The organism is Pseudomonas sp. EA_65y_Pfl2_P74 (genome assembly GCF_963970575.1).
Taxonomy (GTDB): Bacteria; Pseudomonadota; Gammaproteobacteria; order Pseudomonadales; family Pseudomonadaceae; genus Aquipseudomonas; species Aquipseudomonas baetica_A.
This window is the reverse complement of sequence record NZ_CAXAOQ010000043.1, coordinates 1-24,522: the sequence shown is the minus strand read 5'-3', so window position 1 is coordinate 24,522 and position 24,522 is coordinate 1. Positions and strand designations below refer to the sequence as shown.

At 57.5% G+C, this 24,522-nt stretch carries 16 protein-coding genes; 7 read left to right on the top strand and 9 right to left on the bottom strand.

Annotation, left to right across the window (positions count from 1 at the left end; genetic code table 11):
* Nucleotides 1-4: 4 nt before the first annotated feature.
* Nucleotides 5-922: an HAD family hydrolase gene (locus AACY18_RS26275; RefSeq protein WP_339466611.1), complete on the bottom strand. Its 918-nt coding sequence runs from the start codon at nt 920-922 to the stop codon at nt 5-7.
* Between the two features lie 108 nt (nt 923-1,030).
* Between AACY18_RS26275 and AACY18_RS26270 the strand changes: the two genes are divergently transcribed.
* On the top strand, nt 1,031-1,243 hold the full coding sequence (locus tag AACY18_RS26270) for a hypothetical protein (protein WP_339466610.1): 213 nt from the start codon (nt 1,031-1,033) through the stop codon (nt 1,241-1,243).
* A 4-nt stretch (nt 1,244-1,247) separates the two neighbouring features.
* Here the strand turns inward: AACY18_RS26270 and AACY18_RS26265 are convergent, their stop codons facing one another.
* The 5 genes from AACY18_RS26265 to AACY18_RS26245 all read right to left on the bottom strand — a co-directional run bounded on the left by AACY18_RS26265 (nt 1,248) and on the right by AACY18_RS26245 (nt 6,431).
* Nucleotides 1,248-1,958, bottom strand: a complete 711-nt coding sequence (locus AACY18_RS26265) for a class I SAM-dependent methyltransferase (RefSeq protein ID WP_339466609.1) — start codon at nt 1,956-1,958, stop codon at nt 1,248-1,250.
* On the bottom strand, nt 1,955-2,887 hold the full coding sequence (locus AACY18_RS26260) for a hypothetical protein (protein WP_339466607.1): 933 nt from the start codon (nt 2,885-2,887) through the stop codon (nt 1,955-1,957). Before AACY18_RS26260 ends, AACY18_RS26265 begins: the two co-directional genes overlap by 4 nt.
* A 69-nt stretch (nt 2,888-2,956) precedes the next feature.
* Nucleotides 2,957-3,697 (bottom strand): tyrosine-protein phosphatase, encoded by a 741-nt coding sequence (locus AACY18_RS26255; protein ID WP_339466605.1) that lies wholly within the window; start codon nt 3,695-3,697, stop codon nt 2,957-2,959.
* Entirely contained in the window at nt 3,694-4,695 is a 1,002-nt protein-coding gene (locus tag AACY18_RS26250) for an NAD-dependent epimerase/dehydratase family protein (RefSeq protein ID WP_339466604.1), read from the bottom strand. The genes AACY18_RS26255 and AACY18_RS26250 overlap by 4 nt, the downstream gene beginning before the upstream one ends.
* Nucleotides 4,696-4,976: 281 nt before the next feature.
* Nucleotides 4,977-6,431 (bottom strand): tyrosine-type recombinase/integrase, encoded by a 1,455-nt coding sequence (locus AACY18_RS26245; protein WP_339466603.1) that lies wholly within the window; start codon nt 6,429-6,431, stop codon nt 4,977-4,979.
* A gap of 610 nt (nt 6,432-7,041) precedes the next feature.
* Between AACY18_RS26245 and AACY18_RS26240 the strand changes: the two genes are divergently transcribed.
* From AACY18_RS26240 to AACY18_RS26230, 3 genes are all read left to right on the top strand, one after another.
* A complete protein-coding gene (locus AACY18_RS26240; protein ID WP_339433977.1) occupies nt 7,042-7,836 on the top strand; it encodes a DUF6694 family lipoprotein in 795 nt (264 codons plus the stop codon).
* Between the two features lie 337 nt (nt 7,837-8,173).
* Nucleotides 8,174-9,742, top strand: a complete 1,569-nt coding sequence (locus AACY18_RS26235) for a sensor domain-containing diguanylate cyclase (RefSeq protein WP_339433976.1) — start codon at nt 8,174-8,176, stop codon at nt 9,740-9,742.
* A 133-nt stretch (nt 9,743-9,875) separates the two neighbouring features.
* Nucleotides 9,876-10,316: a carboxymuconolactone decarboxylase family protein gene (locus AACY18_RS26230; protein WP_339433975.1), complete on the top strand. Its 441-nt coding sequence runs from the start codon at nt 9,876-9,878 to the stop codon at nt 10,314-10,316.
* A 62-nt stretch (nt 10,317-10,378) separates the two neighbouring features.
* On the opposite strand, the gene AACY18_RS26225 is transcribed toward AACY18_RS26230, so the two are convergent.
* Complete coding sequence (locus AACY18_RS26225) at nt 10,379-11,146, bottom strand: AraC family transcriptional regulator (protein ID WP_339433974.1); 768 nt, start codon at nt 11,144-11,146, stop codon at nt 10,379-10,381.
* Nucleotides 11,147-11,247: 101 nt separating this feature from the next.
* On the opposite strand from AACY18_RS26225, the gene AACY18_RS26220 reads away from it, so the two are divergent.
* From AACY18_RS26220 to AACY18_RS26210, 3 genes are all read left to right on the top strand, one after another.
* Nucleotides 11,248-12,381, top strand: a complete 1,134-nt coding sequence (locus tag AACY18_RS26220; protein ID WP_339433973.1) for an MFS transporter — start codon at nt 11,248-11,250, stop codon at nt 12,379-12,381.
* 108 nt (nt 12,382-12,489) lie between these two features.
* Entirely contained in the window at nt 12,490-14,217 is a 1,728-nt protein-coding gene (locus AACY18_RS26215; RefSeq protein WP_339466602.1) for a ShlB/FhaC/HecB family hemolysin secretion/activation protein, read from the top strand.
* Between the two features lie 112 nt (nt 14,218-14,329).
* On the top strand, nt 14,330-18,796 hold the full coding sequence (locus tag AACY18_RS26210; RefSeq protein ID WP_339466600.1) for a hemagglutinin repeat-containing protein: 4,467 nt from the start codon (nt 14,330-14,332) through the stop codon (nt 18,794-18,796).
* A gap of 80 nt (nt 18,797-18,876) precedes the next feature.
* Here the strand turns inward: AACY18_RS26210 and AACY18_RS26205 are convergent, their stop codons facing one another.
* Both AACY18_RS26205 and AACY18_RS26200 read right to left on the bottom strand, forming a co-directional pair.
* The gene (locus AACY18_RS26205) at nt 18,877-22,770 is read right to left on the bottom strand and encodes an amino acid adenylation domain-containing protein (RefSeq protein ID WP_339466599.1); all 3,894 of its coding nucleotides are present in this window, start codon (nt 22,768-22,770) and stop codon (nt 18,877-18,879) included.
* A gap of 377 nt (nt 22,771-23,147) precedes the next feature.
* On the bottom strand, nt 23,148-24,299 hold the full coding sequence (locus AACY18_RS26200) for an MFS transporter (protein WP_339466598.1): 1,152 nt from the start codon (nt 24,297-24,299) through the stop codon (nt 23,148-23,150).
* Nucleotides 24,300-24,522 lie beyond the last annotated feature (223 nt).

The following is a 24,522-nucleotide window of genomic DNA, read 5'->3' as shown; positions in this document are numbered from 1 at the left end:
TATCTCATCGTGTCGACAGATTCCGTAGCTCTCCGAGCGAGTCGATGATCCTAATGGTATCGAAACCTACGAACCGGATAGCGGCGGTTTTTTCCAGAATTTTCAGATAGGCAGAGGGGTGCGCCTCAATTGTTTCGGCCGTTACGCCGAGAATTTCGCTAAGTTTAGCTCGTATCAGTGGATGTGCCTGAATTGACGAATCAGCCGAACAAAGAACAAATAATGGGCTGACGTCTTCTATTAGTTGTCGTGCCGGGTTCTTGCCTGTTCGATCAATAAGAATGGGCATTACTCCCGCGGCAAGCGCTCCAAGGACATCACTACGCCAGTTGTCTCCGACAAAAAACCATTGTCGCCGCCGGTGTAGATCTTCTAGGCCGCCAAATGCTCCTCCATCGCCCTTGAGAAGCCCGGTCTCCCAGGAAAATAGCGGTTCGGGAAACCAATTGCATATACCTGTTGTTTGGACAATCTGACTAAGGGAACTCGATACATCTGACACCATCTGTAATACCACTCCTTGCTCGGTCAGGTCATGAAGGAGTTCCAACGTACAAGGGGCAAGAGTAGTGTGGCTAAGGGTAAAGTCCGCGAATGCGCGTGCACTTGAGAGAGTCTTTAGAGAAACGGGCCCCGCGTTCGCGAAGCGTGAAGCCAGTAATTCTATGAAGGCTTCGTCGCTTTCGAACCGCGCTGTGAGGTAGAGCCGACGTGCCTGATCGAGCGGGATTCGCATTTCGGTGACCGCAGGCGCGAGCGGAAAGCCTGTAATTGCCTGTTGGAGCGCTTCTTGTCCAGCTATCGAACGAATTCGATGAAGATGTTTCCCCATTTGTGCGTGCCATGCTTGCTGGGGAGGGGGCAGTACGAGAGTCCCGTAAAGATCGAACGCTAGGTAGATAGTGTTGTTGTAGGTTTCCATGGAGCAGGGACCTCCAAGATTGAAAAACTAATCTAAGCTAAAAGCGGCGGGCAACCAATTCGGGACGAGATTGCCGTTTCACGTCCGCACAACCTTCAGGAGAGCGAAATGGAAAAGAAATCCAAGAGCGACGAAACCCAGGTCCGCGTGGATCTGGAGTCTAAGACGAACATGAATGTTTCGGAAAATCTTGCGGAGATTGAGAAGCGTGTAAAGGAACTGAAAGAGAGCATTCAGGCAGGCCAGCCACTGTCTATGGGGAAAACAAACATGCTGAGCGGACTGTTGAGGACGCTTCGCAATTCTATGGGGGCTTGGTAGGTGCTTAGGATACTTTTTCAAAACGGAGGCAGATGAATCCCGGCTTTTTGTTGAGTTTTTCGAAACTCTTGGGTTTGACGTCAGCCATTTCTGGCAATGGCACGGGTTCAAGCACCCTAGTCAGGCGGAAACCGGCATCACAAAAATCGTTGATCAAGGAGCCGAACGGCCTTCTATAGCCAGGCATAGTAACGCCAAAAGAGCTCCATTCTTCGCGTATCAGCTCCAACTCAAAATAATTGCCACTGGTACTTTCGGCGAAATCCGACAAGGGGTGACCTGTGGATATCACAAGGTTGCCTTTAGGGCGTATTACGCGATGCAACTCTTTCAATAGCCCTGTCCAGTCCTCCAGATAGTGAAGTACCAGAGAGGCTACAGCCAGATCGAATTGGTTGTTCTGCAGGAATGGTAATTGCTGTCTGAGGTCTGCAGTGAAAAGCCTGGCTGCATTGTTCGTGCGTCTGGCGCAGGCATCAATCATGTACTCGTTTCCATCAACTCCCGTGACGCTAGCCGCCCCAGACTGAAGCAGATACTCAAGGTAGTATCCGCTGCCACAGCCAATGTCAAGGACGTTAAGACCTTGCGGTCGCCCGATAAGTGACCGCATCGCTGGTCGTTCGTACAGTGCATTGTGAGGAGCCTGATCAATGATCGACACGTAATGCGGCGCAATAATTTTCCAGATTTCAAGTGGGTCTGTGAGGGTCATTGGGGTACTCTACTGATTAGGCCCGCTCTTCTGGCACCAGTTTCGTGGAGAATACGCTGGGCGAATGTTGGCCGGTGACGAAGTTCTATTGTACGCTCCTGCAACACGAGCCAGTGCCCAAATTCGTATATGAGCGAGAGCAGTCGCGAAATGTTTTGGCACGGATTGATATAGAGGCGAAGAGAGTTCCAAGCCAGTTCCGCCTTTTCCGGATGGTGTTTTTCAAACGTTGTGCAACATAAATATAGGTCACGTGTGTAACGGCCTTCCCGGATCAATACCAATTCAAATGCGCAGCGAATCATTGCTTTGGTTATATTGCGGCACATTTCGACGACCGACTGAGGAGATGGATCTGTAGTCAGGCGAGAGTAACAGTCGAGAAGAAATAATTTCATCCTACCATTGTAGTACATCATGGCTTCGTCCGATCGAAATTTCGGAAGATGTTCGCGAATGTCCGTGCCATATATGCATGTCGACTGTGTTGCCAAAATCGAGGGTAGACTATTGTTTCGTTCAAGAAAGCCACGGTTCATAGAAGCGACGACAAAGTCTGGTTTAACATTAAAGCAAAGGTCTGCATTCAGTTCTATACTGAAAGTATTCTCCCAGTCGACATGGTGCCAAGCAAGATATTTGTCCCGCATTGCATTGTAATGAAGTAGTCCGATCATATCCAAGTCTGAGTTGCCAGGAATAGCTTGTCCTCGTGCGACTGAACCTCGGAGATAAAGACTATGTAGTGCCTTACCATATTCCTTTGTGTAGCGCTCGCGCGCTTTTGCGACAATGTTCTCCCAGGAGGTGCCGGCGAGTACTGGTTTACCAAGTGGAAGGATAAATCCCGAGGTATCTTGGTCAAGAAATCGCCCTTTCTGAATGATGCCTGAACGCCACTGCTCGTCCAACCTAATATTCTCGTTCATTGAGCTTATTACCATAAGATACCTGCTTTCGATTCTGGAGAAGCTTAATCATCAATGCTATCTCGCCGTCTAGTATATCGACATTGCGCGCACACTTTTAAGCGCAGTTTGAAAACCGAGGTCAAGAGGTGCTGCGCCAGCAATGGCATCAAGTATGGGAGTTTCTGTACCTCTTCCTATCCTTGAATATAGGCATCGAAGTGGAGAGTCGCCGAGACTGAAGCGTTGAGCATAGTCTTCTCTGCTGATACCACGTTTTTTCCAGCTTTCCGCGAAGGTATGAGCGTTTAAGAGCAAGGCTGCGCCACTCTTGGCGTAATCCTCTAGGATCAGTTTTCGGGATGTTCCGGCTGCCTCTAGGATGGCGGCCGCCAGCAGCCCCGTTCGGTCTTTCCCATGCCGGCACGCAAAAACGACGCCATCGACGGCCGCAGAGGCCACGACATAGAAAGCCTTCGCAAACGAGGCGCCACAAATATCGAGCATAGATTCGTACCATGCGGCGTAGTCTTGCGCAGTTGGTTTGGCACTCGCACTTTCACACCACGGTACTTCGATTGGTATGTCAATCCGTCGGAACTGGCCAAGCCACATTGTTGACGGCACCATCCGACTGGATTCTTCTATGCTGCACAAATTCACATACCAACGAATTTCGCCAGAGAATGCACTGATCTCATGGCTTGTAATTGTCGCGCTTGCCCCGGTAGTGGAGGAAAATGCTGATGACCTATATATACAATGCTGGAGGTAAGCTCCACGGCGCAATGGATTCAGCGGGCGAAAGTTGAGCGGTGTACTTATGCTCACAGGACGCGCTCCATTGGCCTTACAACCGAAAAGTCATGTTGCCGCTGAGTCGCAATATTGTGGAAAGCCGCCGTTGTTAGTGGATTAACGCATACATTTGTAAGTATGGCGTGAGCAAGCTCAACTAACGACTGAACCATGCTCCTATCGGAGTGAAATCCGGATTCTGCCAAGCGATCCGCTACAACCGTATATGAGCGCTGATCAGTACTCGCATCGGCAATATGGGTATAGAGGTCGCAGGGAAAATGCGCTTGGATGAATTCTCCCCAACCCGATACAGTTCTTGTTTCGGTCGCTACGTTGAAGATTTTTCGACTTACGCGTGCGTCATCACCGATAAGAACATGTATGATCGCGTCCACCAACCAACCCATGGTGACGACCGGACGGCAAGCGTCAGGACTACCAAGGATGATTTTTTTTGTGACAAGCGCTTCGGCCAACATGCGATTGAGGAGTAGATCGAATCGCTGCCTGGATGAGAGACCGAAGATGGTGGCTGCTCGTAGAATAGTCCAAGAAAATCCAGCGTCTGATTGTTTCTGAATAATGGATTCGCATATTAGCTTGTGGCGTGCGTAGTCAGTGAGAGGAGCTGCTGGACTATGTTCGAAAACGCAATCGTCACTCGTATGACCGTACACGCTGCAGGACGAAAGGAAAACAAACCTTGAAACTCCAGCATCAGCGGAAAGCCTAAGCAGTGGCTCCAAAGTACCAATGTTAATACTATCTGCGTGCTGGGGATCCAGTTCGTAAGCAGGGTCATTGGAGACAAAAGCCAGATGCACGATGGCTTCCTGTCCCCTGAGCAGTTGTTCCATATCTTGTCGTACGCGGACATCGGCTCTGTAAACGCGAAGGTTCGGATGGGCCACAAAAGGCTGTCCAAAGATCAGGCGATCAACGACAGTGACCTGATCGCCTCGATCAAGCAGCTTTTTGATAAGTGAGGAGCCTAGATATCCCCCACCACCGGTAACAAGAATCCTCACGGCAACTCCTTGCTGGCTCACCCGGCAAAGTTTGACAAATAATGTGAAAATAACGTGTTGCCATTCCCCTAATCGCTCTGGTTATTGTAGACAGCTTGCAGCTGTCTGCCATTGGCTTATTCTTTTGAGAAAAGGCCACTCACCCCAGAATAGCGTTGAATCGCCCCTGCTTTCGTAGACAGACACCAGTGGCAGCTCTTGGTCGATTTCTGTTGATCACGGCGGAGAGGAATCGACTCCGATATAACGTTCACCAATGCCTACGCGACGATGAATCCGCCCTATGAAGACGGCGGTGATCCAGTCGCAGCGTAGTCTGGAAAAGACATCATCGACTCGGTCGGTGTGTGCTCGTAGGCTGAGGACAACACGGCACTGAGCCGATTACCCAACAGGTCCCAAGCGCGCTTCTTCTCTTCGGCATAGTCGTGATGCAGGTAGTGACGTCTCACCCGCGAACCGGCCAACACATGGTTTTGGCAGCGATCGATGACATCCAGGCTGACTCCCAAAGCTTGCATCATGGTCGCGCCCGTGCGGCGCAGGTCATGCGGCGTCCAGTCGCCGTTCTGGCCGTCGGCCAGCATCAGGGTGTCGTCATGACGCCGTCTGGAGAGGGCCTTGCGGTTTTTGAATCGGGCCTGGCGATCGCCGACCTGTTTACTCACCACTTTCACGTCCACATGCCCATCATCCTGCTTGTTTGGAAAGCACCATTGGGAGTCTCCTGTCAGGGTCTTCAGTTCCTGAAAGAAATGCAGCGCAAAGGGGGAGAGGAAGACATGGTGGTCCTGCTTCTTGCCCCGGCTGCCTTTGACGTTCTCGCTGGGGAGGAACCAGGTCTGCCGGTCCAGATCGACATTTTTCCATTCGGCCTGCAGCAACTCGCCAATCCGGCACAGGGTGCCCAGGCTGATCCAAAGCGCGAGTTGAGTTTCTTTTTTTAACGGCCGAATGCCGTCGTACTTTTGACCCGCCGGGAGGGCGTTGTAATCGGCGGTCATTTGCTGGAAACGGTTGTGCAGTTCCAACAGCTCAGTCGGGGAAAGGATGCGGCTTCTTTCCGCTTCGTAGTCGGCAGGGATCAACGGGGAGATGTCGACCAGTTCAGTCGGATCACCCTCAACCAGTAGCGCCCGCCAAGGTTGGCGCTTTCTAGCCCAGTTGAACATCTGGGTGAGGTCGGCGAAGAAGCTGATGGCTTGCCGGTGAGCGCCGCGGTTGACCACGGCCCGGATCAGCGCCCGAACATCATGCTCGGACACACTGCTGACCGCGGTCTTGCCGAGTGCTGGGTAAAGGTCCTTATTAAAGCGTCGTTGCAACTCGGCATTGCCGTCTTTGCGCGCGACGCCATCCAACAGCCAGGCCTTGGCCAGATCCTGGACGGTCAGTGTTTGCACCTTCGTCGTTTTTACTTGTTCGGCCTTAACATTAGCAGCGGCGTATGCCTGTGCCTTCGCGGTTTTCTTATGCTCGTTGGGATTGACCTGCTCATCAATGAGTGCCCTGGCCTGGTTACGCGCCTTGCGGATGTCCGTTAGGGATTTGCGCGGCCAGGTTCCGCAGGCGTACTCTTTGTTCTGGTCGCCCCAGCGATAACGATAGAAAAAACTGACCGACACACCGTCCTTGCGGACGGAGATTCGACCGGCCAGATTGCCATCCTCGCGGAGGATTCGGCCGGCATCGTTGGCAGTCAGTGCCTCGAGTTCTTTGATGGTAATTTTGGCCAAGAAACGGACTCCCCCTACTTTTACCCCCACAAAAACGTCGGCTCTTGATGGACGTTACTGGACTCTCGTAGAGCAGAACACCGCTGGAGCTCAAGTAAATACTAGCTTAGAAAAGTCCAGAGTAAAATTTTGGAAGCTTTCAAGAAGTATGAAAAAGGAGATGGGGTGCTAGGGGTCGAGTGTTCGAATCACTCCGTCCCGACCATATGATTCAATGACTTAGGCCAATGTTCACAGCATTGGCCTTTTTCATGCGCGTGATATTTGTGTGATATCTCCATTTTTGACGATGGTCTCGACAGAATCAGACTCGAGTTGAGGGGTGTTGAGGAAGAAGAAATCTCGTTCTACTTCTTTCGCTTCAGCATGACTGTTCAAGAGGTGTAAGCATGCAGCTTCTAATAGGGGGGGGGGCGGCAACTGCAGGCGCGCGTTCAGCAACGAGCAGCGCTGTAGGCGCGGTGGGGCATCCCGGGCAATATCTGTTCTATCCATGTATAAGCGTTATCATCACTCTATTCGGCAGTATGGGTACCGCATCGAAAGAAGCGACGGTTCGATCACCTCGCTCTTTACCCGGATTCGCTTTGTTATCAGAAGGAGAAAAAAGATGAAACGGATGTTTTTGATCGGGCTGTTCGCGGCATTACTTGCCGGTTGTGGTGATCCAAAACTGGACGCAACCACCGAAGGATCCTTGCAGGAGTCGTCTAAAAAAGTTGCTGAAAATCTGTCTCCTGACGAGAAGAAACAGTTTACGGCAGACCTGATGCTGATTGCCTTGAGCAATTTGAGTCTCGGAAATACATCGCTGGTCGGGGTACAGCAGAACAACAGTTTAAGTCTTGACGGAAAGACGGCTGCTGACGTGAATGCGATGGCGACGACTATTCGCGCAGCGACCGAGCAGAAGAAAAAAGAGCAGGCGTTGCTGGAAATCAAGGAGCTGAAGTCCAAGGCTGCTTCTGCCGAGATTGCAAAAAGCGAGCTGGCGAAGTTCGCTGTATCGAGATCCAGACTTCTGGAACAGCAGGCTGACAAGTACTCGAAGATTGCTCAGCCGGTTATCGAGTTGACGGTGCAGAATGGCACTTCGCATCCAATTTCACGCGCGTACTTCAAGGGCTCCATTGTCAGTCCTGAACGAGCCGTTCCATGGTTTGTCGACGCGTTCAATTATGAAATCAGCGGTGGCTTGGAGTCTGGTGAAGGCGCGACCTGGCAACTCTTGCCCAACAAGTTCGGCAAGTGGGGCAAGATTGAAGCGCCGGCCGGAGCCATTTTCACCGTTGAGGTTTACCGGCTTGATGGCCCGGATGGCAAGGCGCTTTTTGATGCCAGCGGTTTGAGTGAGAGTGAGCAGGCGCGACTGGATGCCCTGCAAAATCAGTATGGCGCCGCTTGATAGCCTGACTTGCATAAACCTGCTACGGCGGGTTTTTTCTGTCTATTGATCCGCATAACGCTTCAGGTGCTCTTACCTGAGGTCTTTTGCGCGCTGGCACTCTTCCAAAAGCTCATTTGGCAACGTGGCGCTATTAGCCGCAAGGCTGGTGAACATTACCGTTGCAGCTATAAAAACTCGTTAATAAATATTCGAACGGCGATCATCCAAATCCACTGTGCGCCGATACAACTGGGCGGGAGCGGGGTGTTTGCCCCGTGCATACCCGTGAACTACGCTCACAAAACACAAGGATTTCGGGCTTAGTGCCCCTGTCGTACCTGTCCAGGACACGCTTTTGCCTATCCCCGTTCACGACCCGCATCATGTCCCCGGCACGCTCAAGCGCTTGCCGTTACGCAAAGCTGCGGTGCTGTTTATCGTGGCAGTGTGTTTGTGCCTGTCCGGATTGTTGTATCTGCAACTGGAGCAGTCGCGGCGTCAGGACCTGGCAGTGGCGCAGGTGGCGTCGAGTAACCTGACACGGGCGATGGCGCAGCAGGCCGAGGACACGTTCCTGGCGGCGGATCTGGTGCTGACCAGTCTGGTTGACTGGATCGAGGACGATGGTTACGGCGCTGCGCAAAAACCACGGTTGCAGAAAACGTTCGCTCGGCGAGTGCAGCAACTAGAGCAGTTGCATGGCATGTTCCTGTTCGACAGCAAGGGGCAGTGGGTGATTACCTCGTACCCTGACTTGCCCATTGGCAAGGACGTCGCCGACCGTGAATATTTCCGCTTTCATCAACAGAATGCCTCGAGGAAGGCGCACATCGGTCGGGCGATTCGCAGTCGTGAGAACGGTGAGTGGATCATCCCGATCTCCAAACGGGTCAACGATCGGGCCGGTCATTTTCAGGGTGTGTTGATGACCGGGATCAAGATGTCGTACTTCGACCGGTTCTTCGAAAGCTTCAGCCTCGACGACAAAGGCATCATGTTTCTCGGCCTGACTGACGGCACTTTGCTCGCACGTCGACCGTTTGACGAAAACCTGATCGGTTCTTCGTTGGCGCAAGGCAGCATTTATCAGACATTGCTGCCTCAAGCCCCGTCTGGCACTGCGATGATCAATTCGGTGGTCGATGGGGTGGAGCGTTTGTACGGCTACCGGCAACTGGCGTCGTATCCGCTGGTGGTTGCCGCCGGGACGTCGCGCGACACGATTCTCAAGGGTTGGTACGATCGGGCGTTTCAGTCCAGCGTGATCATTGCGCTGGTAATGCTCGGCGTCGGTCTTTTCGGCTGGGTGTTCATCCACCAGGTGCGCGACGGTGAGCGGATCGAGAAAAACCTGCGCAAGGCGCAACAGGCGCTGGAGCAGATCGCGACCCACGACAGCCTTACCGGGCTGGCCAATCGGCGCCTGTTCGAGCGCTCGCTGGAGATCGAATTCGCCCGAGGGGCCCGGCAGAGCAGCCCATTAAGCCTGATCATGCTCGATATCGATTTCTTCAAACGCTACAACGATGCCTATGGTCATGTCGCGGGTGACCATTGCCTGACACAAGTCGCCCAAGTGCTCAAGGCTTGCTGTCAGCGCAAGACCGATCTGGCGGTGCGCTACGGCGGTGAAGAGTTCGCGGTGCTGTTACCGGACACCGATATCAACGGTGCATTGGCGATTGCCGGGCAGATTCGTCGCAGCGTGATCGACAAACACATCATCCACAGCGGATCACCGACCGAATACCTCACCGTGAGCCTGGGCTGTTACGCCTTCATTCCAAGTGGCAATGACGACCCTGAAGTGTTTATTCAGCAAGCGGACGCGGCGTTGTATCAGGCGAAAAATGCCGGGCGCAATCGTGCGGCCGTGCTGTCGATGGATGGCGCTGTTGCAGAACTGATGCGCTCCGACCGCTAAGCCGATCACCTGCTTGCTGTAGGTTGTCATCTGACGTCTGAGTGGCCTCCTGTTCTTCTGGAATATTGGCTATTTGTCGAACCACGCGCCGGGGCTAACGTAGTCACACATTCACTCGCCCCGGAAACCCACCATGAAAGCTCGTACCGATTTCTACACTGCTTCCCCCGACGCCCTGAAAGCGATGATTGCCCTGGAAACGGCCGTGTCCAAGCTGCCGCTGGAAAAGCCTTTGGTTGAACTGGTCAAACTGCGTGCTTCGCAAATCAACGGCTGCGCGTTCTGCATCGACATGCACACCGCTGATGCGATCAAGGGGGGTGAAACTCCACGTCGCCTGTTCGCCGTGACCGCATGGCGTGAAGCGCCGTTCTTCAGCGACCGCGAACGCGCCGCCCTGCTGTGGACTGAGTCGCTGACTCAAGTGAGCCTGACCCACGCCCCGGACGAAGATTACGAAGTCGTCGCGGCGCAGTTCTCGCCCAAGGAAATGGTCGACCTGACCGTCGCGATCAGCACCATCAACAGTTGGAACCGTCTGGCGGTGGGTTTCCGTAAAACCCCGCAGGCCTGAGGCTTGCCCGTTATGCCTTGTGGGCGCGGTCATTGAGCGTGGCGCCAGGCATTTTCAGGTGCTTACTTGAGCCATTGGCCGGGCGTGCTACCGGTCATGGCTTTGAAAAACGCGATGAAGGCGCTGTCGCTGGCGAAGCCCAGTTCAAAACCGCAATAACCGAGACTGCGCCCGGTGGCGAGCAACTCCATGGCACGCATCAGACGCCACTGCTGGCGCCATTGCTGATAGCTCATACCGGTCTCGCGCTGGAAGATCCGGCCAATGGTGCGACTGCTGGCGCCGATCTGGCGTTCCAGCATTTGCAGTTCCGGTGGCAGTTTTTCCGGTGTCGCCAGCAGTGCCGTCAGGCGCTTGTCCCGGGGCAAGGGCAAGAGCATGGGTTGTTGTGCGGCCTCGCGAATCTCGCTCACGCACAGACCCAATAGATGAACGAATTTGCCTTGCTGCCAATCGCTGTCGAAATCTGCCAATGCCATCGGCTCCAGCACCGCACGCAGCAGCGGGCTGACTTCAATCACGCACACCCCTTGCGGTAATTCTCTGCACAGTTCGGGAGTCAGGTAGATGGAGCGGTAATCCACGCTCTGTTGCATCACCGCGCGATGGACGACACCGGGCGGAATCCAGGCGGCCCGCGACGGTGGCAGCAAACACAACTGCTGCGCCAGGGTGATACGGGTGCAGCCCTGGCGGGTGTAAAGCAGTTGCCCGCGTTGATGGCGGTGTAGACCGGAATCGTGATCGCCGCCCAGGCTGGAGGCGATGCCGATGACCGACGCGCAATAGCGATCAGGGTCAAAATTCGTGTGGGCATTGAGCCAGGCCATGGTTTGTCCGATATCAACGATAAGTTGTCAGGGTTTTGATAATACGTCATCCGTTGCTCCCTAAACTCCTCGGCAGTTTTTGTATGAGGAGTAACGGTGAGATGAACAACAGACATTTATTGGTGTTGGCGATTGCGCTGCTGATGTTTCCGCAAATTGCCCAGACCCTCTACAGCCCGGCGCTCGGCGATATCGGCCGTGCGTTTGGCGTTGGCCCGCAAGCGGCTGGGCAGACCTTGTCGGTGTATTTCCTGGCGTTTGCCTTTGGCGTGGTGACGTGGGGGAGGGTGTGCGACCGGATTGGTCGGCGCCCGTCGATGCTTGCCGGTTTGGCGATCTACGCGGTGGCTTGCGTGATCGGCTTGAGCGTGCAGAGTTTCCAGGGATTATTGATCGCCCAAGCCTTGGCGGCATTTGGCGCCGCTGTCGGTTCTGTGGTGACCCAAACCTTGTTGCGCGACCGCTTTCAAGGCGCGGAACTGGCGCAGGTTTTTTCGCTGGTGGGCATGGCTCTGGCAGCCAGTCCGGCGCTAGGGCTGTTCGCCGGAGCGGGGCTGGTTCAAGGGTTTGGCTATCGCGGCGTACTCGGTGCGCTGTTGCTGATTGCAGTGGCGTTGTGGCTGTGGAGTTGGCGCGCCTTGCCGGAAACTCGTGCGCAACCATTGTCCAGCGTGGGCCTGTTCCAAACCCTGGGGCGCATGGTGCATGACGTTGGGATCTGGCGCTCGGCCTTGTGGATCGCCTTGTTCAACGTGTCACTGTTCAGTTATTACAGTCTCGGCCCCTTTGTGTTTGAACGTCTTGGTTTGAGCGCAAGCATGTTCGGCTACAGCGGCGTGATTCTTGCGCTTGGCTCAGGTTTTGGAGCATGGCTGAACAAACGTCTGCTGCGCCGCGGTTTCAACGCGCTGCAATTGATTCGACTCGCCGCACTGAGCGGTTTGCTCGGTGGTGCAGGTGTTTGGGCGATGCAGGACAGCGGTGCGTTCATCTTGCCCATGTTGCTGGTGGTGCTGGCGTTCGGTATGGCGATTCCGAATATCCTTGGTTCTGCGCTGGTCAATTACACGGATCGCCTGGGCACCGCAGGGGCGTTGTTAGGGCTGCTTTATTACCTGCTGATTGGCGCGGGATTGATGCTCGCCGGTTGGTCGCAGGCACTCGGGGAAACCCTGATAGTGTGCAGCGGCGTGGCGTTGCTGCTGACATTCAACGCAAGTAAATCAATTGTTTAAGAAGTGTAAGCGATGTAGGAAGCGTCTTGCATTTGTGTAGGAGGGCTCCGACTATCACGATCATTGATAGGGTGGCATTGCGCCATTTGATGATCGCAAGGAAGTTGCGTGCCGTATTCGTTCCACGTTGTTTATCGTCGTCGATTCACGCTTTGCCCGCTGCTGTCGGCCTTTGTGTTGAGCGTGTGTGCCTCCTCGCTTGAAGCTGCCGAACCTGTCGCGCCGGGCCAGGAAGTATTGCGCCAGCAACAACAGCAACAGCGCGATTTGCAACAACTGCAACTGGAACAAAGAAAGCGGCAACTGGAGCGCGGCGCGTTCGGCCCCGCGTCGGTAACCCCAGCCATTCCCCAAACCGTTACCCCCGATGAGCGTTGCTGGCCACTGAGCGGCACGCGCATCGGCGGCGTCACGCTGATCGACAGCGCCAAGCTCAACGCACGCCTCAAACCGCTATTGTCGCCGTGCATGGGCGTCGGCCAGATCAATCATCTGCTGGCGACCATCACTGCGATCTACGTCGAGAAGGGCTACATCGCCAGTCGCCCCTACCTGAGCAGCGCCCCGGCAGCGGGGCAGTCGCTGGACATCATGGTCGACGAAGGCTACATCGAGTCGATCGAACTGGCCGATCAGAGCCTGCCGGTTTCGCTGGGTGGCGCCTTCCCCGGGATGCTCGGCGGACCGTTGAACCTGCGTGATCTGGAGCAGGGGCTGGATCAGTTGAACCGTTTGCGCTCAATCGATCTCACCGCCGACATTGCGCCCGGCAGTCAGCCTGGCGCCTCGCGGATCATCTTGCGTTCGCGCACCTCTGGTCAGTCGCGCTGGGCCTTGAATGCCGGGCTCGACAACCTTGGCAGTGCCAGCACCGGGCGTGATCGCGACAGCGTCAGCCTGAGCCTCGACAGCCCGTTGGAACTCAACGATCTGTTGAGCCTCAGCGCCAGCGACACGTTAAACCAGGGTGATCGCTACAGTCGTAACGCCAGCCTCTACTACGCGATCCCTTACGGTTACTGGACGTACAGCGTGTTCGCCAGCCATGCCGAATATCGTGCGCCGTTCAAATTGCACAGCGTGACCTTTCACACCACCGGCATCACCGATCAGATCAGTCTGCGTGCCGACCGCGTTTTGTGGCGCGACCAGAGTCGTCAGCTCAGCGCCAACCTGCAACTGGCGCACAAGGACGTCGACAGCTATCTGGAAAACGTCCGGCTGGGCATTCAGAGCCCGACGCTGACTGTGGCCGAGGCCGGACTGAATCTGTTCTGGCTCGACCGCGCGGTGTGGAACCTCGATGTCAATTACGCCCAGGGTCTGCGCTGGTTCGGCGCCGATGACGACTCACAGCATCAGGTCAACAACCTGCCCAAGGCGCAGTTTCGCAAGTACCGCGCCGGCCTCAGCCAATGGCGCAACGGTCAGCTCGGCGCGCAAGCCTGGCAGTGGCAGAGCCAGCTCAACGTGCAGTACAGCCCCGATCCGCTACCGGCCATCGAACAACTGCTCGGCACCGACGATTCGGCGGTGCGCGGTTATCGGGTCAGCAGCGCCTCCGGTGCCAGCGGTGCGCTCTGGCGCAACACGTTGCGCCTGCCGCTGCGCAGCGAATGGCCGGTGCAGATTACCCCGCGTGTCGGTCTCGACCATGGCTGGATCAAGGCCGATCACGGCGCACAGGGCCAACGCCTGAGCGGCGCCAGTGTTGGGCTGAATCTGGGCTGGAAGAACCTGCAAGTGGACCTCGATTACCAGCGCGCCCTCAACATTCCCAACGGTTTGCAGCACGAGCCGCCCACCTGGCTGATGCGTGTGGGTGTGCAGATATGACCCTTGTTTAAACCAATCAAGCAGTGAACAAACAGCCGTTGGATCTGAGCGCGACAGCCACGGCCAGGAAAAATCGCGCGACGTGATGCCGTCCTTCCATGGAGACGTTTTTATGCCAGCACCTACCTTTGCATTTCATCTTTCTCCTCGGGGCAAACTGCGCTGGGCGATTGCCAGCCTGTTCTTCGCCATCCACCTGCCAAGCGCATTGGCCGGCGGAGTCGTGGTCGCCCCGGGCCCCGGCGGTACCGCGCAATTGCAAACCCAGGGCGGTGTGCCCATCGTCAACATCGTTGCACCCAACGGCTCGGGTCTGTCGCACAATCAGTTCCTCGACTACAACGTCGATCGTCAGGGCCTGGTGCTCAACAACGCGTTGCAGGCCGGGCAATCACAACTCGCCGGGCAACTGGCAGCCAACCCGCAACTGCGGGGTCAAGCGGCAAGCGTGATCCTCAACGAAGTGATCAGCCGCAACCCCTCGGCCATCAACGGTGCGCAGGAAATCTTCGGTCGCGCTGCCGACTATGTGTTGGCCAACCCTAACGGCATCTCGGTGAATGGCGGCAGTTTCATCAACACGCCGAACGCTAATCTGGTGGTCGGCCGCCCGGAATTGAACGACGGCAAACTGCAGGCCTTGAGTACCCGTGATGCCAGTGGTCAGTTGCAGATTCAGAGCGGCGGCCTGCGTAACGGCGAGGGCTCGATCAACCTGATCGCGCCGCGTATCGACAGCCAGGGCGCGATCAATGCCCGCGATCAATTGAACCTCACGGTCGGGCGCAATCAGGTTGATTACGCCAGCGGCCAAGTGAAAACCGTAGACCCTGCTGGCAACACCGGCGATCAACGCATTGATGCCAGCCTGTTTGGCGCGATGCAGGCTGGACGCATCAATATCGTCAGCACGGCCGAAGGTGCGGGTGTCAGGGTTGGTGCAGTACACGTTGCGGGGCGCGACGGTGTGCAGATTCGTTCGGCCGGTGACCTCAGCGTCAGCGGCGAAGCTGTACCCAACAGCCTCGAAGTGACGCGTGCGGGCATCCGCAGCAGCGCTGGCGACGTGGGTTTGCACAGCGGCAAGGATCTGACCCTCGCCGCCACCGATGTCAGCGGCCGTGACGTTACGGTCGACGCCAAACGCAACCTGACCTTGACCACGGTCCAGAGCCGCAAGCTCCAGGAAAAGCGCGAGAACTGGAGCAATAGCACGATCGGCATCACCTGGGAAACCTACGACCGCACCCAGACCGACGCTGATTCGCGTCAACATGGCAGCCAGATCATCGCCAGCCGTGACGCCAAACTGTCGTCAGGCAAAGACACCGAATTGAAGGCCGCCAAGGTCGAGGCCGCTAACAATCTCAGCGTGCAAAGCGGCGGCGATCTGCGCCTGACCGCCGCCACCGAAAGCCACACCCAGACCGATCAAGGCAACCACCGCAAACACCTGTGGAAAGCCAATTGGAACACCAGCAGCGAAGAGCAGCGCAGCGTCACCACCCAGTTGAAGGCTGGCAACATCGCCTTGAAAACCGCTGCGTTGTTGCGTTCCGAAGGCGCCGAGCTGGACAGCTCGGGCGACCTGCAACTGGCTGGCAAGCAAGTGGAAATCGCCACTGCCACGCGCACCCATCGCAGCAGCGACAATAGCTACTCCGGCGATCTGGTCGGCGGCAGTTTCTTCGGCAAGACCGGTGATGCCGACAAGGGCCAGACCCAGCACCAGGGCAGCAAAATCAACGCGGCTGGCAAACTGATCGTCAAGGCGCACGACGTGCGCATCAGCGCCAGCCAGGTGCGTGGCGGCACCGACGCCAGTGTGATCAGTTACAAGGGTTCGCTGGTCATCGACGGCGTACAGGACACCTCGCACAGCAACAACCACGACAAGGACAGCAAGTTCTTCGGCATCACCAAGGACGAGTCGCGCCAGAACGCCAAGGACAGCACCACGGTGCGCAGTGAACTGGTGTCCGACAGCAACCTCAAGCTCAAAAGCGCCAAGGACATCGAAGTGGCCGGTTCCACGGTCAAGGCTGACGGCGCGCTGACGGCCGATGCGGCGGGGGATGTGAACGTGCATTCGGCGCAGAACACCCACGACAGCACCCATAGCACGCAGACCCGTGGCTTCGACGCTTACGCGAAAGAGCAAACGCCAGAGCAATATCGCGCCGGGATTCATTACGAAGACAAGCAGCAAACGGTGACCCGTAATGACGTCACCCAGCAAGGCGCCAGCCTCAGCGGCGGCAGCGTGCAGGTGAAGGCCGGTGGCGATCTGACGATCAAGGGCGGCGAGGTCAAATCCACTGCGGGCGACACCCACCTCAGCGGCAGGAATGTATCGTTGCTGGCCGAGCAGGACAGCCACAAAACCTCCACCGACAAGAGCAGCACGGGTGGCGGCTTCTACTACACCGGCGGCCTCGACCGCGCCGGCAGTGGCGTCGATTTCGCCCACAGCACTTCGCAAGACACCACGAGCAAAACCACGGCGCAAACCAGCAGCGTGCACAGCAGCGGCAACCTGATGATCAATGCCGACAAGCTCGCCACCGAGGGCGCTCAAGTGAAGGCTGGCAGCGGCCTGAATGTTGCGGCCAACGAAATCGACAACCGCGCCGCCAGCAACACCCAAAGCAGCAGCCACAACGAGAGCAACTGGTCGGCGGATATCGGCGCCAACGTCGAATACAAAGACATCGCCCGGCCGATTGCCGGCGCCATCAAAGACGTGATCGGCGGCAAGCTGCCGGACAAGGATGCATTGGCTAATGTCGGTCAGCCGAACGTTGGTATCGACGTCGCAGTCGGCCACGGCAGTGCCAGCAAAACCGAGCAAACCAGTAGCGCCGTGGTCAGCCGTTTTGAGGGCGGTAATGTAGACGTCAACGTGGCTGGAACGCTGCACGATCAGGGCACCGAGTACAACGCCACTGCCGGCAAGGTGAACATTACGGCAGACAAACTGGTCGCCGATGCGGCAAGCGACACCCACAGCAGCACCGATAACGCCGTGGACGCCAAGGTCGACGTGCGCGTCTACACCAAAACCGGTGAAGACGTGAACGTTGCCGGCAGCGGGGCGGGGGGCAGCAGTGCGTCCAGCAAGGACAGCTCCACCGCCGTGGTCGGCGTTTATGCCGGCAACCAGGGCGTGAACATCAAGGTGGGCGGTGATGCGCAGTTCGAAGGCAGCCGTTTCGACGGTGGGCAGGGCGGCGTCAGTATCAAGACTGACGGCAACCTGGCGCTCAATCAGGCCAATGATCGCCAGAGCAGCGACACCTCCAGCCTGCGCGGCAACGCTTCGCTGACGGTCGGTACCTTGCCGGGCACCGATGGCACCAACGTCGATCTCGGTGCCGGGTTCCAGCTCGATCACAGCGGCAAGCAAGCCACTGACACTCAGGCCCACGTGGCGAGCATCAGTGGCAACGGCGTGCAACTGAGCAGCGGCGGTAATCAGATCCAGCAAGGCACGAAAATCGACAGCGCGGGCGCCATCGATTTGCAGGCCGATGGCAAACTTGACCTGCAAGCCGCCAGCGACACCCACACCGCCACCGGCAGCAATCTGGGCGGTGGTTTGAAGGGCGGCGGTAGCAAAACCAGCAGCGAGAAGAGCCGTGATCAGGGTGGTAATCTGAGCGGCAACTTCAACATCGGTCGAGTCAACGAGAACTCGCAGACCCTGACCGGTGGTCAACTCAACAGCCAAACCTCGGTCGCACTGAGCGGTGATGCGGTGCATCTGCAAGGCACTCAAGTCAGCGCACCCCACGTCAGCATCGACGCGCAGAAGGGTGGTTACGTGCAGGAGTCGGCGCAGTCCACCGACAGCCGCAACAACTGGAACGTGGCGCTGAATGCCGGTGGCAACCTGAGCAGCAAAACGCCGACATCAGCCGATGAAAAAGCCAGCAGCGATCACGGCTTCAATGCCGGGGCCAAGGTTGGCGTGGATTACCTGCAAGGCACCACGCAGCAGAACAGCCAGATCAAGGCTGACAGCGTGGTGTTGAATAGTGCGGGTGACGCGCAACTGGCGGGGGCGCGGATTGAGGCGAAGAACGTCGGCGGTGAAGTCGCCGGTAATCTGAGTGTCGAAAGCCGTCAGGACTCGCAGACCCACGCCAAGGTCGACGTCGATCTGGGGCTGACAGCGAAGAAAAACCCACCCAGCGACAAGGAAAAACTTGCCGGCACCGACTACAAGCCAACGCTGAAAGCGCAGGGTGAATACGCGCACAAGGACAGCGTGAAACAAGCCTCCGGCATCAGCGCTAGCCAAGGTGTGAATCTGACTGTTCGCGGCGCCACGCAACTCACTGGCGCGCGGATTTCGGCGAGTGAAGGCAAGGTTGATCTGGGGGGGGCGAAGGTCAGCAGTACCGACCTGAGCAACCTCGATTACGGCGTAAAAGCCGGGCTGGATCTGCCACAGAAAAAGGAAGAAAACGCAGCGAAGGTTTCCTTTGAGAACGGCAATCTGAAAGTCGGCCCGGTCACCCTGAGCGGTCATCTGGACGGCCAGCCGCTGCAGGCAGGGATCGACGAAAAAGGCTAATGACCCGCCACCCCATGCAAGAGCGGGCTTGCTCCTGCATGGGGTTCTCGCCGGGCACCGCAATGGTGTCCAGTGAGCCCTTACACGCTGAGGATTTGCTGTTGCTTATGCGTGTTCGTTACCTGGCGCTCCAGCAACGCCTCGACAAACTGCTTGCCGAATTGTTCCAGATACTGCCGCTGCAATAGGCATTCATGCGGTGCCTCAACGTCGTGCTGGATCAACTCACCGCTGATGTACGGCGCCCACAAGGCTGGCTGCTGTTCGTCCTGACGCAGGATGTCGGTGGTGGCGCGGATGAACAGCAAATCACCGTTGAACACCTCGTACTGTGTACGTGCGAGCAACTCCAGCATCCGCTTCGAATCGTCTACCAGACGGGTCAGGAACTCATCGCCGATATGCCGGCTGCCGAGCACTTCTTCCATCGCACTTTTCAGCCCCTTGAGCCCTGCACGGGGCGTGCCGACGATGGCGCGGGTCATGCGGCTGATGATCATCGCGTCGTCAAGTTTCAACGAAGCCTGGCCACCTTGCAGCGGGTAGCTGTCGAACATGCAAAGGAAGCTCACTTCACGCCCGCGCGCCTGCAGCATCGCGCCAATACGCAGCGCGAGGTTGCCACCCACCGACCAACCGGCCAGTTGATACGGCCCCTCGGGATGCAGGTCGACGATGCGTTGAAGGTATTCCGCGGCCAGATCATCCAGTGATTCGATGACTCGCGTCGGATCGCGCAGGATCGGCGATTGCAACGCGTACAACGGCTGATTTTCCGGCAGAAACGGCAGCAGACCGGCATAGGGCCAGGCAATCCCGCCGCCTGGATGGATGCAGAACAGCGGTGGCCGTGAACCTTCGCTGCGCAGCGTCAGAACGGCGTCGAATGGATCGCTGTCACCGCTGTTGTTTTGCAGACGCTGGGCCAGTTGTCGCGGGGTGGGGGCTGCGAGGAAATCGGCGATGCCCAGAGCAACACCAAACCGCTCCTTGATCCGGCTGATCAGTTGCAGCCCTAGCAGCGAATGGCCGCCGAGGTCGAAGAAACTCTGGTTGGCGAACACTTCGTTGCAGTCCAGCGCTTCGGCGAACAGCTTGCACATCGCCGCTTCTTCTGGCGTCTGCGCAGGTGACAGTTCACAGGCGTCGTAGAGTACCGCCGCGGGCAGACGATCCATCGCCAATTTACCGTTGGGCGTCAGCGGGAATTGGGCGACGCACATGATCACGCTCGGCACCATGTGCTGCGGCAGATGCCGGCCCAGTGCCTGTTTGAGCTGCTGACTGTCGAGACTGGAGTCCTTGCTGGCGACATAGCCGACAATGGCCGGGCCGTGGACAAGTTCACGCAACATCACCGCGGCGTCGTCGACTCCAGCGCAACCAAGCAGAACGTTTTTGATCTCGTCCAGTTCTATGCGCAAACCGCGCAGTTTGATCTGATTGTCCTGGCGGCCGAGGTAATGAATGCGCCCGGCGTGATCGAAGAACACCCGGTCACCTGCGCGGTACATCGTGCTCGCGCCGTCGAGCAGATCGGCAACAAAGCCTTTGGCGGTGAGGTCGGGACGGTTGCGATAACCGCGCGCAACGCCCGGGCCGCCGATGAACAGATCACCCCAGGCCCCGGGTGGCAGCAAGCGCTGCTGGCCGTCGAGCACATACAGGCGCGTGTTGGCAGTGGCCGGCCCGATCGACAGATCCCCCGTGCCATAGCAGGCGTTGATCGAGGTGGCGAACGAGGTTTCCGTCGGGCCATAGACGTTGAGCAGGCGGCAATGCGAGAAGCGCGCGAGTAACGCCGGTGTACACGACTCACCGCCGAGCATGAGCACGGTGTCCTGCGGAAAGTCTTCGGTCTGATGGCAGGCAAGCAGGCTCGGGGTCATCACCAAAAGGTTGATGCCTTCACGCTTGACCAGTGTGGCCAAAGCTCTTCCGGGGCTACTGCTGACTTTGTCGGTGATCACCAGTTCAGCGCCGGCGAGCAAGGTCATCATGATTTCCAGCACCGACATGTCGAAACCGGCAGCGATGAATTGCAAGACTCGCGCGTGCGGCTTTAATTGCGCGGCATTGATGGCGGTGCGGGCGATCGGCACCAGATTGCGTTGCGTGACTTCGACGCCTTTGGGCTTGCCGGTGGAACCTGAGGTGTAGATCAGATAGCCCGGCAGTCCTGCATCGAATGGCGACAAAGGCTTCGTAGCCGCCGGTAGTTGCGCGAGGGTTTCGGCAGTCAGCCATAGCAGTTTGTCGGCAGCGATCTCGACCTTGAGTTGACTGCCCGGTGCGACGATCACCACGGTCGGGCTGGCATCGCTGAAAATGTGTTCGATGCGCGCCTCGGGCAGATCCGGATCGACCGGTACATAACAGGCGCCAAGTTTGAACAGGGCCACGGCGGCCACTGCCCATTCGAGGCTGCGCGAGAACATCACCACCACGCAGTCCCCGGCCTGCACACCACGCTCACGCAGATGTACCGCAAGGCGCGTGGCGTCATCGTCGAGGCGGGCATAGCTCAAGGTCCGTGCGCCTTGCGACAGTGCCGGGTGCTCGGCGTAATCGCGCACAGCGTCGGCAAAGGCCTCGGCGAATAACGGGAGTTTTTCCTGATGTGCAGGCAGTGCGTAATGGCGATGCTGCTCGTGGGGCAGGAACAAGTCGTAGTCGGCCGCAAGGGTTTGGGGCGAATTGGCGAAGTGTTCGAACAGTGCCGTCAGGCGCTGATAGTGCAGTTCAAGAGCCTCGGCAGAATATAGATCGGCATTGGCGTTGAATCCGATCTCCAGCCGACCATCGTCGTGGCGGTCGAAAATATCGATACCCAAATGATCCGCCGGACCATTGGCCACGTTCTGGATGGTCGTGTCGCAACCGGCAAAACCCGGACCTTGATCGTACGCAACGATGTTCAGCAGCGTGTTGAACAGCGGCTTGTTACCACGCTCGGTGTGCAGGTCGCGGATCATGCTTTCGCTGCGATAGTTTTGGTGCAGAAGGTGATGGCGCAGTTGTCGCTGCACGTTCGCCGCCACCGTCAGCACAGTGCTTTGAGGCGTGAACGACAAGTGCAGCGGCAGGATGTTAGCGACCATCGACGGCACATTGCGCAATGCCTTGAGCTGACGCGCTGCCACCGGCATGCCCAGGGCCAGTTCGTTTTGCCCGGTCATGCGTTGCAGGTATGTCGCGCACAGCGCCAGCAGAATGCTCGACAGGCGTAGCTTATGTTCGCCCGCCGCCGCGCGCAGTTGTAACAGGGTTTCACCGCCGAACACCTTGCGCAGACGATTGAGTTTGATCAGCGGCGCATCGCCGGGCACCAGTTGTGTCGGCTCGGGCATCTTCAGGCAGTACTGGCGCCAATAGGTACGATCCTTGGTGTACATGTCGCTATGGCGATAGCCCTCCTGCGCATCAAACACGCTCGACAGCGGCGCCAGTTCGAGTTTTTCGACCGCCTCGCCACGACTGAGCGCGTTGTAATGGGCCGTGATGTTGCCGAACACAATGCCGTGGCTGAAACCGTCCACCACCAGGTGTGAAGCCAACTCGATCATGCGGTAGTGCTGTGGTGCGAGGCAGATCAGCACGTAACGGGTCAGCGGCCCGTGTTGCAAATCCATTTCCTGATGCAGCAGGTACTCGAGCAGATCTTTGTAGGCGTTCAAAGGATCGGCTTGATCACTGACGTCCAGGCTTTCGAACGCCTTGGCGGGAAGGGCATCGGTAGGCTGAATGTGTTGTGCGTAGGTGCCGGTAGCCGGGTCTATATCGAAGGTCGCGCGCAGGGTGTCGGTTTGCAGGAATTGCGTGCGGATGGCGGCTTCGAGCCACTCCAGATTCAGCTCGCCGCGCAATTCAATGACGTCGCACAAGTGGTAGTTAAGATTGCTGTGGCTCTGGCTGATCGCCAGGCAGACTTCCTGTTGCGCCGTGGAAAGCGGGCACGGGTTTACGTCACGCATAAGAGTCATCCTTTCTTCCGTTGCGTCGGGTTTTTTGCAGGCAATAGCGTGCCTATTCCACTTGGCGCAAAAGCGACAGAGGCGGAATCGACGGCAAGCGCCGTTTCAGTTTTTTCAGAGGTGCGCCAGGTGAGTCAGGCGGGGCTGGAACCTTTGCTTGACGCCAATCCTTGGCGGTGTTTCTTGTTGTTGGCTTGACGCATTTGGTAACACGTCGGCACTTAACTTAGGTGCAGGAAATGCCGCTGTCAACTAACTGATTTGTGAGTTTTGACAGGGAGATTTTTTGCAGGCGCTGACGGAGGCCGTCACTTTTTGACCTTTGCGTTAGAACAGCACAATCAAAAAGTCCTCCTGATCCGGTAGGTGCACTCGGTTCAGACCTTCAACACTTTGCCACCCATGGCCACGGCCACCAGCAACACCGCCATCAACCCGAACGCAAAACTCAAACTGCTGGCATGGGCAACAAAACCAATCACCGCCGGCCCGGCCAGAATTCCTGCATAGCCCAGTGTGGTGATCGCTGGCACGGCGATGCTTTCCGGCATCACGGTTTGTTTACCGACGGCGGTGTAGAGCACCGGCACGATGTTCGAGCAGCCGGCGCCGACCAGCGCATAACCGACCAGCGCGGCTTGCCAGCTCGGCGCGAAGGTCGCCAGAAACAGGCCCGCCGCCGCCAATAGACCGCCGAACAGGATAATGCGCGTGGCGCCGACAATGCGGACGATCCGGTCACCCATCAAGCGTCCTGCGGTCATGGTCAGGGCAAAAGCGGCATAACCCAAACCGGCGTACGCGGTTTCGATCCCGCGTTCCTGCGTCAGGAACACCGCACTCCAGTCCAACGCCGCGCCTTCGGTGAGAAACACGATGAAGCACATCCCGCCAATAAACAGCACGATGCCGTGCGGTACGGCAAATGCCGGGCCGCAGCTTTCGCTACCGTAAGGCAGCATGTGGGGCACGCACTTGCACAACGCGGCAATCAGCACCGCCACCACCACCAGCATTGCCGCCAGCGGTGTCAGCCCAAGGCCGAGCAGGGCGCTGACGCCGGCCGCGCCTACAATCCCGCCGAGGCTGAACAAGCCGTGAAATCCCGACATCATGTGCTTGCCGCTGGCGCGTTCGACGATCACCGCTTGCAGGTTCACCGTCGAATCCACCGTGCCCAGCCCTGCGCCGAACATGAACAGCGTGGCGACCAATGCCGGTATCGATGACACCGTCGCCAGCAACGGTAACGCCGCGCAGATCAGCAGCGTGCCGCCGGTTGCCACGCGGCGACAGCCGAACCGCGCCGCGAGAATCCCCGCCAATGGCATCGCCAGGATCGAACCGACGCCCAGACATAACAACAACAGTCCCAGCGTGCCCTCATCGAGTCCGGCCCGAGCCTTGGCGTACGGCACCAGCGGCGCCCACGCGGCGATGCCGAGCCCGGCGATGAAGAACGCGATGCGTGTGGAGATCTGTTGCAGGCGTCCGGGGACGAAGGTGTCTTGGGGGGTGAGGCTGGTCATATCGATCCTTGGCAAAAAACATCGCGTCCCCGAAGGACAGTGACTGGGCGTCGAGGTTCGATCGCAGGCCTTCGGGACGTGCAGCCCACATCCTAACCCGCTTGTATGGTAGGACTTGAAGGGAGGAGGAGGGACAAGGCTCGATTCTGACTGTTAGCGCAGTACAGACCGTGGGAGATTTCACCCTCCTCCTTTCACCCAAGCGCCGATAAAGAATGCATCT

Excerpts from the sequence above, each read along its gene's own strand:
- AACY18_RS26275 (WP_339466611.1), bottom strand. The coding sequence starts at position 922 with ATGGAAACCTACAACAACACTATCTACCTAGCGTTCGATCTTTACGGG.
- AACY18_RS26270 (WP_339466610.1), top strand. The coding sequence starts at position 1,031 with ATGGAAAAGAAATCCAAGAGCGACGAAACCCAGGTCCGCGTGGATCTG.
- AACY18_RS26265 (WP_339466609.1), bottom strand. The coding sequence starts at position 1,958 with ATGACCCTCACAGACCCACTTGAAATCTGGAAAATTATTGCGCCGCAT.
- AACY18_RS26260 (WP_339466607.1), bottom strand. The coding sequence starts at position 2,887 with ATGAACGAGAATATTAGGTTGGACGAGCAGTGGCGTTCAGGCATCATT.
- AACY18_RS26240 (WP_339433977.1), top strand. The coding sequence starts at position 7,042 with ATGAAACGGATGTTTTTGATCGGGCTGTTCGCGGCATTACTTGCCGGT.
- AACY18_RS26230 (WP_339433975.1), top strand. The coding sequence starts at position 9,876 with ATGAAAGCTCGTACCGATTTCTACACTGCTTCCCCCGACGCCCTGAAA.
- AACY18_RS26225 (WP_339433974.1), bottom strand. The coding sequence starts at position 11,146 with ATGGCCTGGCTCAATGCCCACACGAATTTTGACCCTGATCGCTATTGC.
- AACY18_RS26220 (WP_339433973.1), top strand. The coding sequence starts at position 11,248 with ATGAACAACAGACATTTATTGGTGTTGGCGATTGCGCTGCTGATGTTT.
- AACY18_RS26210 (WP_339466600.1), top strand. The coding sequence starts at position 14,330 with ATGCCAGCACCTACCTTTGCATTTCATCTTTCTCCTCGGGGCAAACTG.
- AACY18_RS26205 (WP_339466599.1), bottom strand. The coding sequence starts at position 22,770 with ATGCGTGACGTAAACCCGTGCCCGCTTTCCACGGCGCAACAGGAAGTC.
- AACY18_RS26200 (WP_339466598.1), bottom strand. The coding sequence starts at position 24,299 with ATGACCAGCCTCACCCCCCAAGACACCTTCGTCCCCGGACGCCTGCAA.